The organism is Prevotella sp. E9-3, from assembly GCF_022024015.1.
Classification (GTDB): Bacteria; Bacteroidota; Bacteroidia; order Bacteroidales; family Bacteroidaceae; genus Prevotella.
The window spans coordinates 2215046-2237207 of record NZ_CP091786.1; the positions used below are offsets into that span (position 1 = coordinate 2215046).

The window sequence follows — 22162 nt, forward strand, 5'->3', positions numbered from 1 at the left end:
AAGACATTATTATGGTAGTTGTAACAGGTAGAGATTTTAGGGCGAATACGGCAAAATATATTGACGTAGCTTTTCGAGGCGAGGACGTGGTAGTAAAATCACGTGCAGGCAGTTTTCGCGTTGTTCCCATTACAGAGGACGACATTGTAGTTAACAAGCGCGACTTGGCAGCAGAGCTTCGTGGAGCTTTGATTGAGGCCAAGGAATCTATTGACGGCAAACGTAAGCTGAATACCTTAGACCATTTAATCAATGAACTTCGAAATTCAAACGACTAGTTAGTGCAAAGTCAGGGCAGCCTGAAAGTACCAAAACACGATTCATAACAAGTCAATCCCAACGGAACCTTTTAAGATTTTGAAACAAGATTTTTCGGCAGATTTTAAGCGAAGCGACCTGGAATTAAGGGTCGTCGTTTCACTCCTCAAAATCAAACGGAAAATCTTATAAGAAAATCTTACAAATAATCTTTCTTTTCGACCACGGATTGAACGGATGGAACGGATTTTTAAACAAAAACCATAAAATACTCCCTTTCACAAAGGGGAAAACCTCGGACCTACGGTCCTGGAAAACCACCCTCACGGGCGCGCTGCATAGCGGTTTTTCAGGACCGTAGGTCCAGGTTTTTCATTTTGTGAAATAAAATGGGTTATTATGGTTTTCTTTTAAAAAACGCAGGACAATAAAAAATCCGTTCCATCCGTGCAATCCGTGTTCGTAAAAAAAGATTTTCCTTTTCAACCCTTTTTGTCTCCTGCTATAAGTAGGATGAGCCAAGTCAACAGAGGCGAAATGAAAAATGAAAGAAGTATCCATCCGAGCGGATCCCTGTGCCTTTTCCTGGCCATACTCCGCGTGATGCCAAAGTATAACCAATAGAAAAGAGCCAGAAGCCCTACAACATACAATATTCCCAGCGGTACCTGCCACACCGCAGGGTCAACCACTATTTTAGCAATAAGACTCATTCCACATTATTTTGTTTTATACGACTTCAACTCAAACTTCACCTTGTATTTGCGATCAGGTTCTAAGCTTTTAACGGTACTTTTATAATAAGCATAATCATCATTATGCCCATATCCTTTTAGTGAGAAGGTCTTCGCCATACCAGGCTCTATTACTATGGACTTCGTGAAATCCTGATAGTCCAGCATATTGCCACTCATATCATAATAAACCATCCGTCCTGTCACCTGAGTGATGGTACGCTCTGAATTGTTTTTCAGGGCCACAGCGGCATTCTCCTTCACCCAGTCGTGGTTGTAGTTGGCCAGCGTCACCGCGTTGGGGTCATGAGCCGCAGGGGCGCTCTCTGCTTTGGGCTGACGAGGGGCAGCCACACGTTCTGGAGCAGGCTGACGAGGGGCAGCCACAGGCTCAGGGGCTGACTGACGCGTTGCAGCCGGTTGGGTGCTTGCCGACGTGCGCTTTGCTGATTCCGCCTTCAACTGTTCCACCTCCTGTCGCAGCAGCCCTACCTCCTCTTTCAAGGCCGCCCATTCACTTGCCGACACCTTGAACTCCGCCTTCGGCGCTTCCTTCGCCTCCGCCTTTGGCTCATCCTTAGGCTCATCCTTCGGTGCCTCAACGGTGTTTTCAACTTTTATCTCTTGTTCTTCCGAAGAATCCTCCCAGCGAATCAATCCTGTGGCCCAAAGCACCACTATCACCAGTGCCGCAATCAGCAAAGTGAGAACCACTTTTTTTCTTCCACTATCACTATCGTCCATATATTCTCTCATAGCAGCTACTATTATTTTCTTAAAAAAATCTTTCACTCCAATGTCTTGGCCACAAAGTTAATAAAAAAAGGGATACCACACGAATTTTTTGCTTCTTTTTTCGACCACGGATGGAACGGATTGAACGGATATTTAAACAAAAACCATAAATTACCCCCTTTCACAAAGGGAAAAACCTCGGACCTACGGTCCTAGAAAACCACCCTCACGGGCGCGCTGCATAGCGGTTTTTCAGGACCGTAGGTCCGGGTTTTTCATTTTGTAGAAAAAATGGGTTATTATGGTTTTCTTTAAAAAAACGCAGGACAATAAAAAAATCCGTTCAATCCGTTGTCGAAAAAGAAAAGAGGTATTCTATGGTTTTTGTTTAAACATCCGTTCAATCCGTTCAATCCGTGGTCGAAAAAAAAAGATTATTTGTAAGATTTTTCGTTCGATTTTGAGGAGTGCAACGACGACCAAGAATGTGTGGGCGCTACGCTTAAAATCTGCCAGAAAATCTTGTTTCAAAATCTTTGCTGCTGCGCAGGGTGAAATCTCGCGGTTAAGGGATATACAGGGCGTTTCACAAAAAAAGCCCCTTTTTCAAGGGGCATACTTGTAACTTTAATTCATTCTATACTGCCATGGCATTTTCTAAGATGTTGCCTGGAATATTATATTTCATATTCCAGATAACATTCATGGGACATTCACCATGTGAAGATTCATATTCCATCTCACCAAGAAAATAATAGGCATTGGTAAAGCCGAACTCATCACGCTTGCGGTCTCTTACAAATAGTAGATATCTCCAGTCATTCTCATGCTGATGGATAATACGCTGGCCATCATTACTCTGTATTCGGACATCATGTTTAGACTGCCAATGGAATTGACGTTCACTGATGGCATAGTCTTGGTATAGAGTAGAGGGGGAGTAATCTTTGTCAGACTTGTTTGTCGACACAAATACGAGTGCAATCTTTTTGTCGTGTAGATACTGAGTGCCCAGGATGTTGCCACGACGTACATCGCCCTCGAACATTAAATGAATTTCATCGGCAGAATAACACCCATATAATTCCAACTCTACACCTCTAACTGATATCCATAGAGTTGTTTGATAAAGTTGGGAAAGGCGAATCTCTACGCAGGTTTGAAGTTCTTCTTTAAAATATGGAAAGTTATTTAATGCTTTAATAGCCTCATCTTCTGAACTGAAGTTTTTATCATACTTTTCATTGTATGCTTTTAGCTTGTCGAAGCAGATGGTATAATAGAACAAACGTTTAAACATCTCTTCTCGCTTATTGACAGCAGCAAGATTGAAGTTGTTATCGACTAGCCGTTGAACAAACATTAGGTAATCGGTAGAGTTGGTATGATATAATCGGGCAAGACCATTCTCCATATTAACGACCTCTTTAGTCCGTTCGTATCCTTTTACATTAATTCCTGCCTGATGCTTCAATTCTGTCCATGAACCAGGGGATTTATAAATTAGCCTCCAATCTAAGGAGAAGTTCTCAAGAAAATTCTTCAGCGTCAGTGCTTGACCTGTTTCATGCTCAAAATGCTCTACTTCACGGCGCAGACGGCGCAGGTTGAATATACATTCACTAATGTTGTTGAGGATATATTGCTGCGCCTGTAATTCCATGTTTATGCTGCAACCACGTGGAATTAGCGTAAAACCATTCGCAACTTGCTGCCTGACGGGAGTGTTTGACGGGCCTATCAGAGCACGGAAGCGACTCTCGTAATTATATTTCTTGCTTGCTTGTGCCACAAAGTCCAGAACAGTCAGTTCTGTTTTTCCATCAGCTAAACGGAGGCCACGTCCCAATTGCTGCAGAAAAATAGTGAGTGATTCTGTAGGACGCAGGAAAAGCACAGTATCAATTTCTGGAATATCAATACCTTCATTCAAGATATCTGCAACGCAGAGATAGTTTATCTTTCCTTGAGCCAATTGTTCTGAGTAGGCATCAAGTTCGCCACTGTTCTTTGATGTTACAGCTGCAGCCTTGTAGCCTGTGGAAATGAACATAGCTGCCATCCATTCGGCATGAGCTATTGAACAACAGAAGCATACAGCCTTACAATCTTGTGGGTCAGTGAGATAACGATTGATTGCATCCTGTATCTTTCCAAAGCGATCCATGTTACCAACATATTGCGCTTCGAGTTGTTTGACATCATATTTTCCATCGGCACTACAAACCAATCGACTCAGATCTACAGTATCATCAGTGACACAGAAGTAAGCGAAAGGCGAAAGTAATTGTTGATTAAGCGCTTCTTGCAATCTAATCTCTGCCGAGAACCTGTTGTTGAAGTCAGGAGTGATAGCCTTTCCGTCCATACGTTCTGGCGTTGCTGTCAGACCGATTAGTATCTTGGGGCGAAATACACTAAATAGTTTCCTGTAAGAATCTGCCTGACTATGATGTACCTCATCGAGCACAATATAGTCATAATAATCTGCGCCGAAAGAGCTCAACTCGTCTATATGGTTGTTTAATGTCTGAATGGTAATGAACAGGTGGTCAAGATTGCTGTTATATGAGGGTTTGATATTACCAGTCCATATTTCACCAAAGTTTCCGTCAACCATTACAGAACGATAAGTACTCCGGGCTTGTTTCAGGATTTTCTCTCGATGAACGATAAACAACAAACGAGCCTCACGTCCATTTTCTTTCTTGAATTGTTGGTTGAAATCTTTATAGTCGAAGGCGGATATTGCTGTCTTGCCAGTACCTGTTGCTGCTATAATTAGGTTCTTGAAGTTATTACGTTTTTTTCGCTCGTAATTTAATTTCTCCAACACCTTAACCTGATGAGTCTTGCGGACGAAACGAGTTACGATTTCTGTGCTTTCAATGTTCGATGTTTTATTTCGAGCTATATCAATAGCCTGAGCAAAACGTTTGAGGTGGTCGTCATTATCTATGGGTTCAAACGTAGCACTGTTCCAATAAGAGTCAAAAGTTGCCTGAGTAGAACGGATAATATGCGGATTCTCCACATTAGTGATACGCATATTCCACTCCAAGCCCTTTGTCAATGCTGTACGAGAGATGTTTGATGAACCAATGTAGGCAGTATCAAATCCGTTCTCACGTTTGAAAATATATGCTTTCGCATGTAAGCGTTCATCGTTCGTATTAAAAGATGCTCTTATTTCAACGTCACCCAGCTCCTTTAGTTTCATCAGCCATTCCACGGCCTTTACGTCTGTCGCGCCCATATAGGTCGTTGTAAGGATACGTAATTTTGCTCCCTTTTTCTTTAAAAAGCTCTTTAGTTCGTCGTAGATAACCCTCAGGCCAGAGAATTTGATAAACGAAACAACGAGGTCAATGCTATCGGCCGTCTGTATATCTTTCTTAATTTCCTCATCAATAGACAGACCGTTTGTTCCAGTAAAGAGATTGCTCACCCTGTAGCCAGATTCTGGGTGTAATTGAGCCTTGTGCTTTATTTGTTCCTCAGTATATCCGGTCTTGCTATAAATTGCTCTAAGGAAGTTTGTTTCATCCTCTTTGGTGAGCATATCGCCTTCAAGGGCATTCACCTGCCATTCGTTCTCAATGAAGTGAAGAATCTTGTTGATGCAATCCACCTGTTTACTGATGGTGATAGCCTCTTTTTTATCTCGAAAATATTCTTTGAGGACAACAGAAACGATATCTGCGAGATATTGGGCCAGCATCATGTGAGATTCTGCACTGTCTATCGCTTCCTTCTCTACATGAAAACTGCTTTCAGGAAAGTCATGCTGCAATTTCTCAGCAATGGCTGTGCTAATTAGTGATTCGTAAACACCTTCAACAAGTTTCATAATTATATTCCTGTTATTATTTATTCTGATGTTTTTTCTTGCTTAACTAAGTTCAGATTCGCCAAACAAACGGCGTATTCTATTTCAGAGTCTTGTGGTTTCCAAGCCAATGTGTAGCTCACTTTAGCGTTTGTTACTTCATAACCTCTATCTGTCCACACTTTCAATTTATCTTTACCTGATGCAGACAAAGCGGCAACATTGACTTCCTGCTCATTCTGCAAATATCCGTCTCTGTATAGTAAGCTGTCACCACTTCTTAAGCGAAGCACGATGTCCTTTCTTCCCTTGAAGAAATTAAGAATAACATCATGCATGTTCAATGCTATTGATATAGAAGAATACTCAGTGGGTGGATTGGTTATAAGATACAGGTTTCGCTTAGCCCGAGTGAGTCCCACGTAATAGGCATGCATATCATCTATACTTCTTCCATCTGGTATGACAGACATGAGATAGACATTATCGAATTCTCGTCCCTTTGCTTTGTGGATAGTGCTTACGAACACAGACTTATCATCAGCAGCAATGAAATCCTCAATATTTGACTCGAAGATGTATTCACGCAAGTCACTGCGATAATAGGATTGATGAGTTATCTCAAAGTCTGAAAAGAAATGCTTCATAACGTTGAGGCAAGTACTTGAGGCATACGTCTCAAGTGTACGCTTTTTGGCCACATCCCACTTTTCTTTCGGAATGGTAACTTCATCTATGTCTCCAAGTTGTTTTAGGAAATAGCGCACTTCTGCAAGATTACCGAAATGGAAGTCTCCCATCGACTGTGCCACGGTAGCATGTAAACCACGTTGTTCTAGCTCGTAGGCCACCTGCATAGTTTCCTCATTAGTACGTGTAAGTATTGCAGTACTTCCTTCTACTTTTATTTCAGTATCCAGAAATGACTTCAAAGTCATTACCTTGCCTTCTTCTCCTGTGGCAGACTGGATGGGAGTATGTTTCAGTCGACCAGGAATCCGCTGAACATAACGGTTAGCACAATCAACTATCGTTTTTGCTGAGCGGTAGTTGTCTGTCATCTCGTATAATTTTGCACCATTTTGTTCAACGAGTGACTGCATGTATTTTGATTCGGAACCACGGAAGCCGTAAATATTCTGGTCGTCATCACCCACAGCAATGACTCGCATTTCTTCATTCTGTCGCATCAGCGCTTGAACTAGCCTAAAGTCGTCCTGCCCCATATCCTGAGCCTCGTCAATAACAAGCACGCTCTTGGCTATCTTAGATGCTTCTACCTCGCCATTTTCTATCATCTCTGCAGCAATACGCACCACATCTTTAGCATCTTCCAGCCTTCCTTGTTTCCCTATAAGGTCAAAACTATATGAATGGAATGTCTTGATGTCTACATAATGAGCTGAATTTTCTACTAAGTCTATGAGTCGCTTCTTAAACTCTGTTGCTGCAGCTCTTGAGAACGTGAGCATCAACAATTGTTCATGCTTTACATCCTCAAGCAGAAGTAGTGAGGCCAGCTTGTGAACCAATACTCGAGTCTTTCCGCTTCCCGGTCCTGCTGCCACCACAATATACTTTGACTCCTTATCATCAATAATCTCACATTGACGGTTGGAAAGTTCACCAAAGAGTTTGTTGTATTTGGCAGGAGTGATATTCTGGTCAATCTGTGCCCTGCGTTCTTCTTTAAAATACTGATTGATGAACTTGCGGAAATCCATTGTAAAATAGTCATTGACGAAACGAAGTGCCGCATTGTAGTCACGAACCATCAGGTTGGCATATTCACCTACAATGTGAATCTGTCGGATTCGCTGCTTATAGAATTCGTCTAACAGACGATATTGTTCCTTACCATATCGTGTACGAGTAGCGACAAGGCGACCTATCTGCATGGTATTATATATAACAAGAAATCCGCCCTCTATTTTCATCAACTCAGTCTTGGTAAGATATAGCAATGATTCCTCAATATCAGCGATTGTGGGCTTTTCTTTGTCGGAAAACATCGCTTCTTTACGGCTGTCAATATATTGCTGAAGGAGTTCTACAACGGAAAAGTTAACAAGTGTCGTCTCTTTAGTATCATCCTTCTGAACGCTCAAACTTTCAACAATAAATCTGCTGATATCCATCCGACGTTCGAATCGGTTCTTTGTAGAATCCTTAGATGATTGTAGTCGTAAATTGACATAACCAGTTATACCATGTTCCTGTTTGTAGACATATCCTTTCAGAGTCATGAAGTGAAGCAGCATTCTTAGACGCTTGACATTCGAGTAATTTATTCCAGCCTTCTGAGCATCTTCATTCAATTCTTTATAGCTGAACCGACATGATTCTTCTGTAAAATGCTGTAACATAAACTGTTCAAGTCGCAGCATGGCATCGAGATTTTTCACAGTGGTACTCTTGGAAATCCATGCTTGCATGTCACGACTATCAGCCAGCAAGCCATCTTGACGCATCAGATTAATATTCCTGATGACGGTTGCCTTGTCCATTCCAAGAATATCAGCAAGATAGTCCACTCGACTCTCAGCTTCCGCTCCTCGGCCTTCAGCTGTGGCTCGAGCACTGATAAGCGATTTGACAATTCGCGCTGCTTCCTCACGAGATTGCTCATCAAACAAAGAAGAGACCATCAGTTTTCGACGAGCTTCATCCATGTTCTTCACAGCAATACCTGTGGCAAATACATGTGGCGCGTTACTGCCACGTTGAATGTATCCAGCATCCTCAAGTGCCGCTATTGCAGCCTTCACACGAGTCTCAATACCGTCTATCTCATCTCCCCATCCAGCTTGACGTGCTATATCCAATGGCGAACAACTCACCTTGACTCGTTTAGATGTAAGATCCTTAATGGCTTTCCATACTTGTTGAATCTCACTGATGCTAAGCTTTGTCTGATTAAGGAGAATGAAATGCTTGTCAAGATCGGTGTCAGCATACAACACAAAGCATTCAGCCTGCATCTCTGGGTCTCTACCTGCACGACCGGCTTCCTGTACATAGTTCTCTAACGAGTCACTAATATTGTAATGGACTACCAATCCAACATCTTTCTTGTCAACACCCATGCCAAAAGCAGAAGTAGCCACAATGACCTGGACTTCACCACTCATGAAAGCATTCTGGTTCTTCACTTTCTCGGCAGCTTCCATCTTTCCATTAAATGGTAAAGCTCGTATGCCATCATTGACTAAGTGTTTTACCAATTCGCATGTCCGTTTGGTACGCGACACATATACTATCGAGGGACAATTGTGCCCAAGTATCAGTGAGCGCAACAAATTGTATTTCTCATCTGCAGTATCGGCATGAAGTACAGAGTAACGCAGGTTCTTGCGCTCTGCATTAGCAGCAAAAACTTTCAGTTCCAAGCCCAACTTTACTCTGAAATAGTCACAGATATCGCTAACAACTTTTTGTTTGGCTGTCGCTGTAAAACAAGATACCGCTATTGGTTGTTTCAATTGTTTTTTCTCCTGTAGCTGTCGAATGAAATCTCCAATATATAGGTAGTCTACACGAAAGTCGTGTCCCCAAGCAGAGAAGCAGTGTGCTTCATCTATCACAAAACGAACAACATGGCGTCCCATCAACAATCGCTCTATAGTCTTACTACGCAGCATTTCTGGAGCGATATATAGCAAATTGGCTGTGCCGTCAGCCACCTGTTCTATGGCAGTAGCACGTTCGATAGGATCTAACATTCCATTGATAGTCACAGCGTCACTAATACCACGGGCTGCAAGGTTATCTACTTGGTCTTTCATCAACGACTGTAAAGGCGAAATGACTACAGTTAGTCCATGCGTATTCCGTCCAGCCATTAAAGCAGGTAGTTGGAAGGTGAGACTCTTACCGCCACCAGTTGGAAATATCGTCAGCAGGGATTCACCCCGAATTGCAGATTCCACAGATTGTTGCTGCATAGGAATGCCATCAAAGATGCGGAATTCATCATAACCGAAAAACTCTTTCAATCCATAATGAGCATCCAGTCGCTGATAACAATACTCACAATCTCCACAAGATGTGTTGCACAACACGTTCATCACATTAACCACCTGTGGAAAGTTTCGTATTACCCATGCTGGTGTAATCGAAAAAACATCATCGGCACCGATTACAGCCAAGCAATATGCTAATTCTATAGGATACAGTTTGACCAAAGTCTCAAAGTCGGCATTATCGCATAATTTACTTTCATATTCTTTTAATATCAGTTGCTTCCAATTTCGCTTAGCTGCAAATATGGATGATATCCAACTGAAATTTGGCGAATATCCGACATACTTGAAAAAACCGCCAAACTCTTTTGTGTCATTCAGCAGATAATAGTAGATTTCCTTTCTGTTATCCGTCAACTGTTCCCAGGCTGCCACTTCATCATTCAATAAGTCACGGGCCTTCATAGAATCATTCAGCGGATTGTTCAGTTCGTCCACTTGCAACTTATCATCCTTCACTAGATGATGATAAGGTCGTTTGGGGAAAAGTAAAGGTGATAGAAACAGTGTATCAACAATTGTAGGATTGCCTCTCAATGAAACAAATTTCAGATCGAAATTGATGATATTGTGTCCACACACCGTATCGCATTTTGACACAAAGGCATCGAAGTCAGCCTTGGAACTAGAGTGCAACACTGCACCATCCTCCCTGACAGCTCCGTAATCCGCCACCTTCTTCGTCTGCGGATTTACCTCAGTATCAATAAATGCAATCATATCTTCATTCTACTGTCAAATATGTTTTTGAGTATATTAGCTCCTATGAAATTTTACTTATCTACACGCGTACATCGCAAATATGGCTACAAATTTACAAAAAAACAGTGAATAACAGTGTTTTATAACGAAGTTTTTTGGTCAAACCCATGTTATCATGGACATAAAAATCTGGTTTTCATTTTCTTAAAGACAAGAGTAAGGTTTTGCAAAATACGAAATGTTCTTGCTATTTCTACCATAGTGGTTAAAGCTTCCTGGAAAAGCCTGGTAATTATTAATTATTTTGTAAAACATTCAACTACAAATTAACTTTGCCCGAAAAAATGAAAAAAGAACAGATACAGTCATTACTCAATAATGTAAACGAAGAGTTTCTTGAAAGATTCTTTGAAACAATACTTAATGAAATCAATGCTGACGATGAAGCATATCACAAGAAGGCATATCAACTTCTTCTTGCCTCATTAAATAACGAAAATGCAGACGACTTTTTTATAGCCATCTGCGGTTGGAGTTTGGAGTCATTGATAGAAAAGAGCTACTAGTTCTTTTTTAATCCAAAGGAATTTTGAAATAGTTGTATATGTAATATAGAATCCAGCGACGGAACTCAAATGGTCGATAAACAGGAAATGAAGCAGAAAATGGTCGATAAATGGTCAGTAAAGTCATCTTTGGCTGAGAAAATGGTCGATATTTTGGATTTCGTGGCCGATAAAGATGAGAATACTACAGAAATTATTGTCTCTTACTTTGGCTTCACTCCCACCACCACTCTACCCCATTCCTACGATGATTGTATGATGAAAATTCTCCCTTTTTTCCACCTTTTTCTTTCTCGTTTTTCCCTTATTTTTTTCGAAAATCAAGACAAATAAAATTCGCAATCTAGAACGGGGAGCCCTTGTTTTACCCCCTCATTATGTGTTCACGCCTCATTGCTTGAAGCAAAAAAACACCTGTTTTTCTACTATTTTCCTACTTTTTCATAGAAAAATGCATATTTTGGCGCTATTGTTCTTGATAGGATGGAAATTGCTTAACTGCTATGGTGAAATAGCACTTATACTATACTGTAACTGAACGTCCACTATACTGCAATGGAACGGTGGTTGCATTGCAACTGAATGGTGGTTACATTGCAACTGAATGATAATTGTATTGGAATAGAATGGTGGTTTGGGTATAGCTGAAGTACTATTGCAACAGAATAGGAATACTACAACAGGAGAATACCAAAGGAAATACAATTGATTGATATTCAGATAGTTCTAAAAATTACCCAAACTCGTCAAAACTCGCGTATTTCCGACCTACTTTACGTTTGGTGAATTTGACGCGAGTTTTGAGCCCTATTAGCATGTGAAAATTGGTCGATTTTTTCACCTTTTCGAGGTTCATAGCGTGTACAAAAAATAGGAAGAAAAAAGAAATTATAACCGCGAGATTTCACCCCTGCATAGCACCAAAGATTTTGACACCAGATTATGGGTCACTTGCAGAAACCTCTGTACTACTAACCAAAATCTGCAAAACCGAGAAGCCATAACAGCATTTTAGAAGTAAGATTTTATTATTAGATTTTCTGACAGATTTTAAGCGTAGCGCCCACACATTCTTGGTCATCGTTGCACTCCTTAAAATCGAACGAAAAATCTAAAAAGAAAATCTTTGCTGCTACGCAGCTGGTCGGAAAGAAATTGGAATAATTAGAATAATTAATCCAAGAAGATATTATCGAACACGGATTTCACAGATCTGACGGATTTTTTTTCGAACACAAATTATCCCTAATTGACACAAATATTTATTGGTCGTAAACGACCACGAATGGTATGCACTAGTTTTCAATTCGTTTCATCCTCGCATCTTTAGATGCAAAAAAATCCGTTTAATCCGTTCTATCGTGGTCGAAAAAAAAATAACAGTATTCTTCTGTGTTTTTTAAAGAAAACCATAATAACCCATTTTATTTCACAAAATGAAAAACCCGGACCTACGGTCCTAAAAACCGCTATGCAGCGGCCAGAGATTTTTACGAACACGGATTGGACGGATGGAACGGATTTTTATTCTTCTGTGTGAATTAAAAAAAAACGAGATAACCTCATTTTATTTCACAAAGGGGGTATTTTATGGCTTTTGTTTAAAAATCCGTTCAATCCGTTCAATCCGTTGTCGAAAAAGAAAAGAGGTATTCTATGTTTTTTTTGTTTAATAATGGTTCTTTTTTTGATAAAAATGTGCACTATATCATGTTAAAGTCTGTCATATCAAAGCCTACTTGAAGAATATTTCGTAACTTTACAACCAAATTATCCATAGGATTGTATCATCATGAACGAGAATTTCGCTATAAAGCTCTTTGAGGGCAAGAAAGTGCGCATCGTATGGGATGCGGAGCAAGAAAAGTACTATTTCTCTGTAACAGATATAGTGCAGGTCTTGACAGATTCCGTGAATCCACGCGATTACATTAAGAAAATGCTTCGTCGTGACCCTGAGCTGAAATCCAAGTGGGGGACAATTTGTCCCCCTGTTGAAATGTTGGCTCCAGATGGTAAGCGACGTAAGACCCAGGCTGCTGACCTCGAAGGTGTTTTCCGAATCATCCAAGCCATACCCTCCAAGAAAGCCGAACCTGATAACACTATCAAGCAAGTAGCTTGATCATGGGGACTCTAGTGATCTGTTGATCAATAGAACCATCCCCGTGATCTCTCATTTGGAAATAATAATATAACCATTTAACATTAAAGACCAACAAAATGAAAACCCTGAAAATCTTCGCAATCCTCACCCTATCGATGCTGACGGCAACCCTTCAAGCACAAGAAAAAGAAAAGCCCCTGTCGCCCAAAGGCACACAAGTCATCGCCCACCGCGGCCACTGGGATGTCGACGGGTCTGCACAGAACTCACGCCGCTCGCTGCAGCTCGCCCTCGACATGGACATCTACGGCAGCGAGATAGACGTCTGGCTGACACGCGACGGCCACCTCTTCGTCAACCACGATGCCAGCTACGACGGTGTCACCCTGCAGGATGCCACGGCCGACGAGTGCCGCGCCCTCATTCTGAAGAATGGCGAACACATGCCCGAGCTGAAAGATATGCTTGCCCTGCTGAAGAAGAGCACCACCTCGACGAAGCTCATCATCGAAATCAAGGAATGCCGCACGCTACAGCAGAACCTCGAGTCGGCGCGACAGACCGTGAAGGCCGTGCGCAAGGCCGGCATGCAAAAGAAGGTGGAGTATATCTCTTTCTCCCTGGCCGCCTGCGTAGAGATAGCACGCCTCGACCCGACGGCCCGTGTAGCCTTCCTCAGCGGATGGATAACGCCGAAAGAACTCCACAAGCTGGGCATCACCGGTCTGGACTACCACCTCGCCGTCTTCCAAGAGCATCCGGAATGGGTGAAGGAGGCTCATGAGCTGGGTATGTACACAAACGTATGGACGATTGACAGTGACGAGCATTTCCGTAAGTTTCGCGACATGGGCATCGACTACATCACCACCAACAACCCCGAGGGTGCCGTGAACGTCGTCAGCCAATAGCCAACAGCTAGTTTGATCATGGGGACGGTTCTGGTGATCTGTTAATCAATAGAACCATCCCCGTGATCTCTCATGCTTATTCTTCGGTTAGATCCTCTATCTGGTCAATGATGTCCTGGTACTGGCGCTGGGTCTTGAAGTGAATCTTAAAGCCGCAGATGCATCCGATGATGCCACCAATGCATCTTTAGATGCAAAAAAAATCCGTTTAATCCGTGGTCGAAAAAAAAATAGCAATATTCTTCTGTGTTATTTAAAGAAAACCGAGCAGAGATTTTTACGAACACGGATTGGACGGATGGAACGGATTTTTTATTCTTCTGTGTGAATTTTTAAAAAAAACGAGTTCACCCTGCATAGCAGCAAAGATTTTGAAACAAGATTTTCCGGCAGATTTTAAGCGTAGCGCCCACACATTCTTGGTCGTCGTTGCACTCATCAAAATCGAACGAAAAATCGAAAAGGAAAATCTTATAAATATCCGTTCTATCCTCGCATCTTTAGATGCAAAAAAATCCGTTTAATCCGTTTAATCCGTGGTCGAAAAGAAATAACAGTATTCTTCTGCGTTTTTTAAAGAAAACCGAAATAACCCATTTTATTTCACAAAGGGGGTATTTTATGGCTTTTGTTTAAAAATCCGTTCAATCCGTTCAATCCGTTGTCGAAAAAGAAAAGAGGTATTTTATGGTTTTTGTTTAAAAATCCGTTTAATCCGTGGTCGAAAAGAAATTTACGTGGTCGAAAAGAGTATTATCGTGTTCTAAGTCTCTCCACCACTTCCAGGTCGGCAGGCAGCCACTTCACGCTGCCCAACTCATCCTTGGTGAGCCACTGCGCCGCTTCATGCTCATTCAGATGCAGGGCCTCCGTCTGCAAAGAGCAGAGATAACAATGCATCTTCAAATGAAACTGAGGGTAGTCATACTCCACGGTGCACAGAAACTCATCCACGCTGATGTCCGCAGACAGTTCCTCACGAATCTCCCTCATTAGTGCCTCCTCTGGAGCCTCCCCTACTTCCATCTTTCCGCCGGGGAACTCCCACCAGTCTTTCCATTCGCCATATCCACGCTGAGTAGTGAATATCTTATCCTCCTTGCGGATGATTGCTGCTACCACTTTTATTTGTTTCCAGGGTGTTAGGCGAGGAATGTATCGAGGCACGTATTGGCAATACGTGTCATACTCCTTTCCGAAGCGTGCGCGCAGTCCCGGCTCCTCCGACAAAGGGAAGTAAACCATATTGATAACAAGAAATATGACAGCCCAGATGCCGATAGCATAAGATGCGAACAACCACGCTTCGCCAGTTAAAATCAGGGCGACTCCTGTAATCATCGGATTTCTCACATAGGCATAAGGGCCGGAAGTGATCAGACGGGTCGTGGCGTCCCATGGAGCCAATGTTCCTTTACCCTGTATCTGAAATAGTCTGATGGTCGAAATGGCCAGTATCAAACCAGCAAGGAAACAGATTACCCCTAACATGAATCTCCACAGACAGAAATCACCCCAATGCCAATCAGTTATATACAATATGATTGCGGGGATAATAACACAAACAGTGACAGGCAATGCCATAATCGCCTTAACCACTCTAAAGTTCAAAGATCCAAATAAAGTGCGAAAAAAATATAGCATGGAATATTCGAAGTTTTGCCACAAAGTTAGGAATAATTTTTTAGAGAAAAGACTAAACGCCCCAAAAATCTCGCAAATATACTGGACGAGTTGAATTTAAATACGCAAAAGTAACTTGAAGATAGACAACACCTTAAAAAAAGTGGTAGTTTATTTTTTCCATATTTTGAATTCAGAGAATTCTGCCGGTTTTTCTTTGCTGTTTGCCAATACAGCGGATATGACACCAGGACGGGCTACTCTGTCCCATGGTGTGGTGTGACTTGCATCAGCACTGAAAGGTTCAAGTTCTTTCATGCCACTGCCATCATCATACATAAATGAAAGTTTTCGGCAGTCTTTCACTTCTGCCTGTAAACGGACGTTACGTTTCTTCATTGAAGTTTCGCTTGTAATGGTTTCCTTGCCGTTGCATTTTGAGACGACTTGCAGTTTTTTGTTCCGCAAAACCAATGCAACATAGTTTTCCGCATCACCATATAGCACTATTCCTCGCATTGACCGACCATCATTTAATACGTTCACGGAAAAACAGTAATCAGAGGCTGGTGCACGCTGGCATAAGGCTGCGACACTGGGTTCTTTAATACCATTTCCACTCAGGAGCAACTTACCATTGCCATTTATTTCAGCTTTAACATCGCAGTATGTATAATTCCAAGTCCATGACACATCAAGTTTGTCACCTGCAAAATTATCGGCAAACTGATTCCATTCGTCTTGCTTTATGCCTTCGAATGGCATCGGCTGCCTACTGGTGGCGAGTCTGCCGGTCTTAAAGTGCGGCCATTGATCACTCCCAAACACGAGTTCTTGTATAATTGGTTGTCTGCCCATATAAAACTTAGCATCACGCTGATAGGCATGACACAGGTAATAGAATCTTCCGTCGGGGGTGGTAGTGACGGAGCCTTGCCCACATGAGAGGAAATCATCCGAGCGCATAAGAATAGGATTGTCGCTGTATTTTTGGAATGGCTCTGTCATCTTTTTAGATCGAGCCACACGTACCTCATAATCACTACCCGCTCCGCAGCATCCTCTTGCAGAATAGAGCAGGTAGTACCAATCGTCTTTATGGATAATGCACTGTCCCTCCATACCTATGGATTCCTCATCGGTAAGCAGAGTGAATGGTTCGCCCTCAAGACGAAGTCCATCGGGTGAAAGCTTGCAACATAGAATTTCTATCGGGCGTGGATCAAGTCCGTATGCCTTCCATGTGATATAGAGCTGCCCGTTGTCATTAAACACGAATGCATCAATGCATTCCGAGCCAATGGCTATCAGTGGACCTTTATCTTCAAAGGCATTCTCTGGCGAATTGGCTACTGCCACTCCTATGCAGGATATATGGTCGCTTTTTCTCCGTGCGGTGTAATAGCAGTACACCTTATTATCATATACATACAACTCCGGAGCCCAGAATGAGCTTTCGGTCCATTCTGGCTTTTGTTCGAAAACGTGTCCCACCTGTACCCAATTCACCAAGTCCGTTGACTTGTAAACAGGATAAAACGGTGCCCACTCTGATGAAGTGCCAGAGGCATAGTAAACTCCGTCAAAACGAATAACAGAAGGGTCTGCCAAATCTGCTTTTATAACTGGATTTTGATAGAACTCAGGCTCTTGGGCATTGACATCACAAAAGGGAAATGCTACAAGAAGCAAATTGATAAGGTGTCTTATTTTGTTCATTTGCATGTTGAAAATAGAATTAACGCTGGGCAAAAATACGAAAGTCCTTGATTACATGTTATAAAGTCTGTACATTATGATATAAAAATTGAACCAACCGCATTTTTTTTACATCAAATTATTAACAAGGCCGGGCAAGCGAGGCGTTGAATTTATCGTTCCTGGTACAATCATGTATAAAAATAGTTTCTCGATGATGATTTTCTCAAAGCTTTTGCTTAACTTTGCAGCGGAGTCCAAAATGGCCTCCTTGCATATGCCGGTATTTTATTCGTCACTGTTGAACGTGGTCTGCGAGATGGCTCCCTATCTGCTATTGGGATTCTTTATCGCAGGTGTGCTGCACGTATTCGTGCCGCAGAGGTTCTATGCCAATTATCTTTCACGGAAAAATAAGTTTTCCGTTGTTTGGGCAGCGTTGTTGGGTGTACCGCTACCGCTGTGTTCGTGCGGAGTAATCCCAACGGCTATCGGACTCAGAAACGAGAAGGCTTCGAAGGGAGCCATTGCCTCATTTCTGATTGCTACGCCACAGACGGGCATTGACTCCATTCTGGCCACATTCTCGCTGATGGGACTTGGGTTTGCCATTATCCGTCCTACGGCAGCGCTTATCACAGGCATCTGCGGCGGATTGCTGGTAAACAGACTGGTGAAGGAGGATTCATGCTGCTCTTTATCGGAAAACTCTCAACTTTCAGCTCTCCGCTCTCAACCCAAAATTTGGCGTGTTCTGAAGTATGCCTACTATGACATGCTTCGCGACATCGGTCTGCGACTGCTTATCGGTCTTATCGTGGCAGCATTGATTCAGGTGGCGGTGCCCGACGAGTTCTTCCTGAGTTTCGGCAGTCAACCGCTATTGCAGATGCTGGTGATACTGGTCATCGCCATACCTATGTATATCTGCTCTACGGGTAGTATCCCTGTGGCGGCGGCATTGATGATGAAAGGACTGTCGCCAGGTGCAGCATTAGTGATGCTGATGGCTGGACCTGCGGTCAACCTTGCCTCTATCCTCGTGGTTCATAAGTCGATGGGCAGGCGCTTTACCGCTATCTATCTGATGACCATCGTAGGGTTTTCCATTCTATTCGGACTACTGCTCAATGCCACGGGAATCAATTTTACCACAGGCGCTGAGGATATTTGCTGCATGAGTAAATCTGCTCTGCCGAGCCCGTTTAAAATTGTTTGCGCTACAGTATTAACAATATTAATTATATTTGCTCTTATAATGAAGTTTTTCAGTAAGTTTATTTCCAAAAAGCCATTAGATCCTGACGTGACCGTATATCGTGTTGAGGACATGCATTGCAGTCATTGCGAGGCAGCCGTAGTGCGTGCCGTTGAGGAAGTGCCTGGCGTAGAAAAGGCCAAGGCCAGTGCCTCTGCCAATACCCTCACCATCAAAGGCCACGCTACGGAAGAGACCATTCGCGCAGCCGTTGAGGGCATAGGATATACGTTCAAAGGGAAGACATGTTTATCTATGCGAAGGCCACAGTAAGACCTGCCATCACAATGCTGACCATCGACATCAGTTTGATGAGGATGTTCAGCGAAGGACCACTGGTATCCTTAAAGGGATCGCCCACGGTATCGCCCACAATGCAGGCTTTATGAGCAAACGAGCCCTTACCGCCAAAGTTGCCCTCTTCAATATTCTTCTTGGCATTGTCCCACGCACCGCCGGCATTGGCCATGAACACAGCAAGAGTGAATCCGCCTGCCAGTCCGCCTACAAGCAATCCAAGAACACCGGCTACGCCAAGCACGATGCCTACTACAATAGGAATGATGATGGCCAGAACCGAAGGGATAATCATCTCGTGCTGGGCGGCACGGGTAGAGATTTCCACACAACGGCCATAGTCGGGCGTGCCTGTTCCTTCCAGAATGCCAGCAATCTCACGGAACTGACGGCGCACCTCCTGCACCATTTTCTCGGCTGCGCGGCCCACGGCTTCCATCGTCATTCCACAGAACAGGAATGCTGCCATAGCACCAATAAAGGCTCCTACCAGCACCTTGGGGTTCATGAGGTTCACCTGGAAATAGTTCATGAAGTCGGGAATGGTGGCATCGGTAGCCTCGATCACATTGCCAGCCAGGTCGGTAAGCGTTATTTCAGCACGGCTCATAGCTATCTTTACTTCTTCAATATAGGAGGCCAAAAGAGCCAATGCGGTGAGAGCGGCCGAACCAATGGCAAAGCCTTTGCCTGTAGCAGCGGTGGTGTTGCCCAGCGCATCGAGGGCATCGGTGCGATGGCGAACCTCTTCGCCCAACTGTGCCATCTCGGCATTACCGCCGGCATTGTCGGCAATGGGCCCGTAGGCATCGGTGGCCAGTGTGATGCCCAATGTGGAGAGCATGCCCACGGCAGCAATGCCAATACCATAAAGACCATGAGAAAGACTAACTGACGACATGGAAAGGTCGAAACCATTGGCACAGAGATAACTGAGCATGATGGCCACACCAATGGTGATGACAGGAATACAGGTGGAAATCATACCTGTTCCTATACCTTTTATTATTACCGTGGCAGCACCTGTCTGACCAGCCTCTGAGATTTTCTGTGTGGGTTTGTAACTGTGGGAGGTGTAGTATTCAGTGGCCTGACCGATGATGACACCGGCAGTAAGACCGGAAATGACAGAGAACGACAGGCCCAACCAGTTTTCAATGCCCAGCAGATAGAGGATGGCAAAGGTGGCTATGGCAATGAGAACGGCACTGACATTGGTGCCCAACGAGAGTGAACGCAGCAGATCGCGCATGGTGGCACCCTCTTTAGTGCGCACAAGGAATATGCCTAAGAGAGAGAGGAACACGCCCACGGCAGCAATAATCATTGGGGCAATGACGGCCTTCAACTGCATGCCCTCTGAAGCACTGGCCGCAAAGGCTGAAGCACCGAGGGCGGCAGTGGAAAGCACCGAACCGCAATAGCTCTCGTAGAGATCGGCACCCATACCAGCCACATCGCCTACGTTATCGCCTACGTTATCGGCAATGGTAGCGGGATTGCGAGGATCGTCCTCAGGAATATCGGCCTCAACCTTGCCCACTATATCGGCACCCACATCGGCTGCCTTTGTATAGATGCCACCGCCCACACGGGCAAACAAAGCTTGTGTAGAGGCTCCCATACCGAAGGTAAGCATGGTAGTGGTGATAGAAATGAGGCCGTCGGAATCGAAATGATTCAGTACAACAAACCAGATGGCAATGTCGAGCAAGCCAAGACCCACCACCGTGAGTCCCATCACTGCACCCGAACGGAAGGCAATCTTCAATCCGGCATTCAGACTCTGACGGGCAGCATTGGCCGTTCGCGCTGAAGCATAGGTGGCGGTCTTCATGCCGAAGAAGCCTGCCAACCCTGAGAAAAAACCACCTGTGAGGAAAGCAAAAGGCACCCACGGATTCTGTACGTTCAGGCCATAGGCCATAAAGGCAAAGAGCGCACACAGCACCACAAAGACGATGCACACCACCTTGTACTGCTGCTTGAGATAGGCCATTGCGCCATTGCGCACATAGAGCGCGATTTCTTTCATACGCGGCGTACCCTCATCTTCCTTCATCATCTGACGGAAAAAGAACCACGCCATGCTCAGTGCCACGACTGATGCCACTGGCACGAGCCAAAAAGCTTGGGGAATGTTCATGATTAGAATTTTATAGGTTAGTAATATGATATTAATTCGCAGCAAATATAAATAATATATTTGAAACCGACAACAATTTCACCTCAGTTTTTCACGCGCCCCTTGGCTATCTCGGTAAATAATAGTAACTTTGCGCCAAAATTGAAAAGAAAATGACTCTACACATATTCAATCCCGAACACGATATTGCACTGGCCTCTGGGCTGGAAAATTTTACGGCACCCCATGCCGGCCGACAACTGCGACACGACCTGGGATGGCTGCCTGCACTATGGGCCAACGAGGGCGATGTGGTGTGGACAGAAGAGGGACAGCGAATGCCTACTTTTGTTCAGAAACTATTTGCCAACGGACTTAAACGTCCTGCGTTTGCACAGAAACTTGGCGGCATTGCCCAACAGATAACTGCCATCAGCCCATGGGGATGGAACGCATCTCTCAGAGCCCAACTGATCAGACAAGGAGTAGCTGAAGAACTGCTGCCCTCAAAAGCTCAGATTGAAGTCATCAGAATGTTGTCGCACCGACGCACATCAGCCGTATTGCTGAGTCAATTACGCCAGCTTTCACCCAATGCGCCACTTACCGGTGAAGCCATTGAGTGCCAGACGGTTGAAGAAGTAAAGGAACTGCAATCGAAATGGCACAGAATGGTGATGAAAGCTCCATGGTCGTCGAGCGGTAGAGGCATACGCTTTGTGGAGGGAGAACTGTCGGAATCGGCTGCAGGATGGCTGCGCAACACACTGAAGAATCAAGGCAGTGTGATGGTTGAGCCCTACTACAATAAAGTGAAGGACTTTGGGATGGAATTCTATGCCGACGGAAAAGGAGGTGTCAGCTATTTAGGACTGTCGCTGTTTCACACCCAGAACGGTGCCTACACAGGCAATATTCTGGCCACTGAGACATACAAACTGGAGAAACTGGGAAGGTATCTACCGACGGAGTTGTTAGAATCCACACAAAAGACTGTATGCCAACTGCTTGCATCCACTATCGGAAAACAGTATGAAGGGCCTTTCGGTATCGACATGATGGTGGTAGCGAGAGAAGAGCCGACATCATCAAAAAGGGCACTGTTGCTGCATCCCTGCGTAGAAATCAACCTGCGCCGCACCATGGGACATGTGGCCTTGGCGCTGACCCAGTTGGTCAATCCGCAAAACGATGACGAACTGATAAAAGTGATGCGCATTGTCTATGAAGACAATAAATACAAAATGAGATGTACCAAACATCCATCCTGCCCGGGAAAGAATGATGCGAGGTAATG

At 43.9% G+C, this 22162-nt stretch carries 14 protein-coding genes; 8 read left to right on the forward strand and 6 right to left on the reverse strand.

The annotated features are described in order from the left end of the window. Positions 1–11 precede the first annotated feature (11 nt). On the forward strand, positions 12–278 hold the full coding sequence (locus L6475_RS08395) for a type II toxin-antitoxin system Phd/YefM family antitoxin (RefSeq protein WP_237818984.1): 267 nt from the start codon (positions 12–14) through the stop codon (positions 276–278). A 699-nt stretch (positions 279–977) separates the two neighbouring features. Here the strand turns inward: L6475_RS08395 and L6475_RS08400 are convergent. From L6475_RS08400 to L6475_RS08410, 3 genes are all read right to left on the reverse strand, one after another. Next, a complete protein-coding gene (locus L6475_RS08400; RefSeq protein ID WP_237818985.1) occupies positions 978–1748 on the reverse strand; it encodes a hypothetical protein in 771 nt (256 codons plus the stop codon). Positions 1749–2364: 616 nt separating this feature from the next. Further along, entirely contained in the window at positions 2365–5577 is a 3213-nt protein-coding gene (locus tag L6475_RS08405) for a DUF3427 domain-containing protein (protein ID WP_237818987.1), read from the reverse strand. 20 nt (positions 5578–5597) lie between these two features. Then, on the reverse strand, positions 5598–10298 hold the full coding sequence (locus tag L6475_RS08410; protein WP_237818989.1) for a RecQ family ATP-dependent DNA helicase: 4701 nt from the start codon (positions 10296–10298) through the stop codon (positions 5598–5600). Between the two features lie 326 nt (positions 10299–10624). Between L6475_RS08410 and L6475_RS08415 the strand changes: the two genes are divergently transcribed. The 5 genes from L6475_RS08415 (at position 10625) to L6475_RS08435 (ending at position 14388) form a co-directional block, all read left to right on the forward strand. Next, on the forward strand, positions 10625–10846 hold the full coding sequence (locus tag L6475_RS08415; protein WP_237818991.1) for a hypothetical protein: 222 nt from the start codon (positions 10625–10627) through the stop codon (positions 10844–10846). Between the two features lie 69 nt (positions 10847–10915). Next, positions 10916–11179, forward strand: a complete 264-nt coding sequence (locus tag L6475_RS08420; protein ID WP_237818993.1) for a hypothetical protein — start codon at positions 10916–10918, stop codon at positions 11177–11179. A 1459-nt stretch (positions 11180–12638) separates the two neighbouring features. Beyond that, the gene (locus L6475_RS08425) at positions 12639–12971 is read left to right on the forward strand and encodes a BRO family protein (protein WP_237818995.1); all 333 of its coding nucleotides are present in this window, start codon (positions 12639–12641) and stop codon (positions 12969–12971) included. A gap of 98 nt (positions 12972–13069) precedes the next feature. Then, positions 13070–13864, forward strand: a complete 795-nt coding sequence (locus L6475_RS08430; RefSeq protein ID WP_237818997.1) for a glycerophosphodiester phosphodiesterase family protein — start codon at positions 13070–13072, stop codon at positions 13862–13864. A gap of 371 nt (positions 13865–14235) precedes the next feature. Continuing rightward, positions 14236–14388, forward strand: coding sequence for a hypothetical protein (locus tag L6475_RS08435; protein ID WP_237818999.1), 153 nt, complete (start codon positions 14236–14238; stop codon positions 14386–14388). 229 nt (positions 14389–14617) lie between these two features. Here L6475_RS08435 and L6475_RS14585 read toward each other — a convergent pair whose 3' ends face one another. Together L6475_RS14585 and L6475_RS08450 are read right to left on the reverse strand one after the other, a co-directional pair. Beyond that, positions 14618–15355 (reverse strand): NUDIX domain-containing protein, encoded by a 738-nt coding sequence (locus L6475_RS14585; protein ID WP_370641588.1) that lies wholly within the window; start codon positions 15353–15355, stop codon positions 14618–14620. Positions 15356–15658: 303 nt separating this feature from the next. Then, on the reverse strand, positions 15659–17206 hold the full coding sequence (locus tag L6475_RS08450) for a family 43 glycosylhydrolase (RefSeq protein ID WP_237819001.1): 1548 nt from the start codon (positions 17204–17206) through the stop codon (positions 15659–15661). 256 nt (positions 17207–17462) lie between these two features. Between L6475_RS08450 and L6475_RS08455 the strand changes: the two genes are divergently transcribed. Next, positions 17463–18716 carry an SO_0444 family Cu/Zn efflux transporter gene (locus tag L6475_RS08455; protein WP_237819003.1) on the forward strand — a complete coding sequence of 418 codons (1254 nt, stop codon included), beginning with the start codon at positions 17463–17465 and terminating at the stop codon, positions 18714–18716. On the opposite strand, the gene L6475_RS08460 is transcribed toward L6475_RS08455, so the two are convergent. Then, positions 18697–20886: a sodium-translocating pyrophosphatase gene (locus L6475_RS08460; RefSeq protein WP_370641589.1), complete on the reverse strand. Its 2190-nt coding sequence runs from the start codon at positions 20884–20886 to the stop codon at positions 18697–18699. The two genes, L6475_RS08455 and L6475_RS08460, sit on opposite strands and share 20 nt — an antisense overlap. 152 nt (positions 20887–21038) lie before the next feature. Here L6475_RS08460 and L6475_RS08465 point away from each other — a divergent pair, with 152 nt between their 5' ends. Continuing rightward, positions 21039–22160, forward strand: a complete 1122-nt coding sequence (locus L6475_RS08465; RefSeq protein ID WP_237819005.1) for a hypothetical protein — start codon at positions 21039–21041, stop codon at positions 22158–22160. The last annotated feature ends 2 nt before the right edge of the window (positions 22161–22162 follow it).

Excerpts from the sequence above, each read along its gene's own strand:
- L6475_RS08395 (WP_237818984.1), top strand. The coding sequence starts at position 12 with ATGGTAGTTGTAACAGGTAGAGATTTTAGGGCGAATACGGCAAAATAT.
- L6475_RS08400 (WP_237818985.1), bottom strand. The coding sequence starts at position 1,748 with ATGAGAGAATATATGGACGATAGTGATAGTGGAAGAAAAAAAGTGGTT.
- L6475_RS08405 (WP_237818987.1), bottom strand. The coding sequence starts at position 5,577 with ATGAAACTTGTTGAAGGTGTTTACGAATCACTAATTAGCACAGCCATT.
- L6475_RS08410 (WP_237818989.1), bottom strand. The coding sequence starts at position 10,298 with ATGATTGCATTTATTGATACTGAGGTAAATCCGCAGACGAAGAAGGTG.
- L6475_RS08415 (WP_237818991.1), top strand. The coding sequence starts at position 10,625 with ATGAAAAAAGAACAGATACAGTCATTACTCAATAATGTAAACGAAGAG.
- L6475_RS08420 (WP_237818993.1), top strand. The coding sequence starts at position 10,916 with ATGGTCGATAAACAGGAAATGAAGCAGAAAATGGTCGATAAATGGTCA.
- L6475_RS08425 (WP_237818995.1), top strand. The coding sequence starts at position 12,639 with ATGAACGAGAATTTCGCTATAAAGCTCTTTGAGGGCAAGAAAGTGCGC.
- L6475_RS08430 (WP_237818997.1), top strand. The coding sequence starts at position 13,070 with ATGAAAACCCTGAAAATCTTCGCAATCCTCACCCTATCGATGCTGACG.
- L6475_RS14585 (WP_370641588.1), bottom strand. The coding sequence starts at position 15,355 with ATGTTAGGGGTAATCTGTTTCCTTGCTGGTTTGATACTGGCCATTTCG.
- L6475_RS08450 (WP_237819001.1), bottom strand. The coding sequence starts at position 17,206 with ATGAACAAAATAAGACACCTTATCAATTTGCTTCTTGTAGCATTTCCC.
- L6475_RS08455 (WP_237819003.1), top strand. The coding sequence starts at position 17,463 with ATGCCGGTATTTTATTCGTCACTGTTGAACGTGGTCTGCGAGATGGCT.
- L6475_RS08460 (WP_370641589.1), bottom strand. The coding sequence starts at position 20,886 with ATGAACATTCCCCAAGCTTTTTGGCTCGTGCCAGTGGCATCAGTCGTG.
- L6475_RS08465 (WP_237819005.1), top strand. The coding sequence starts at position 21,039 with ATGACTCTACACATATTCAATCCCGAACACGATATTGCACTGGCCTCT.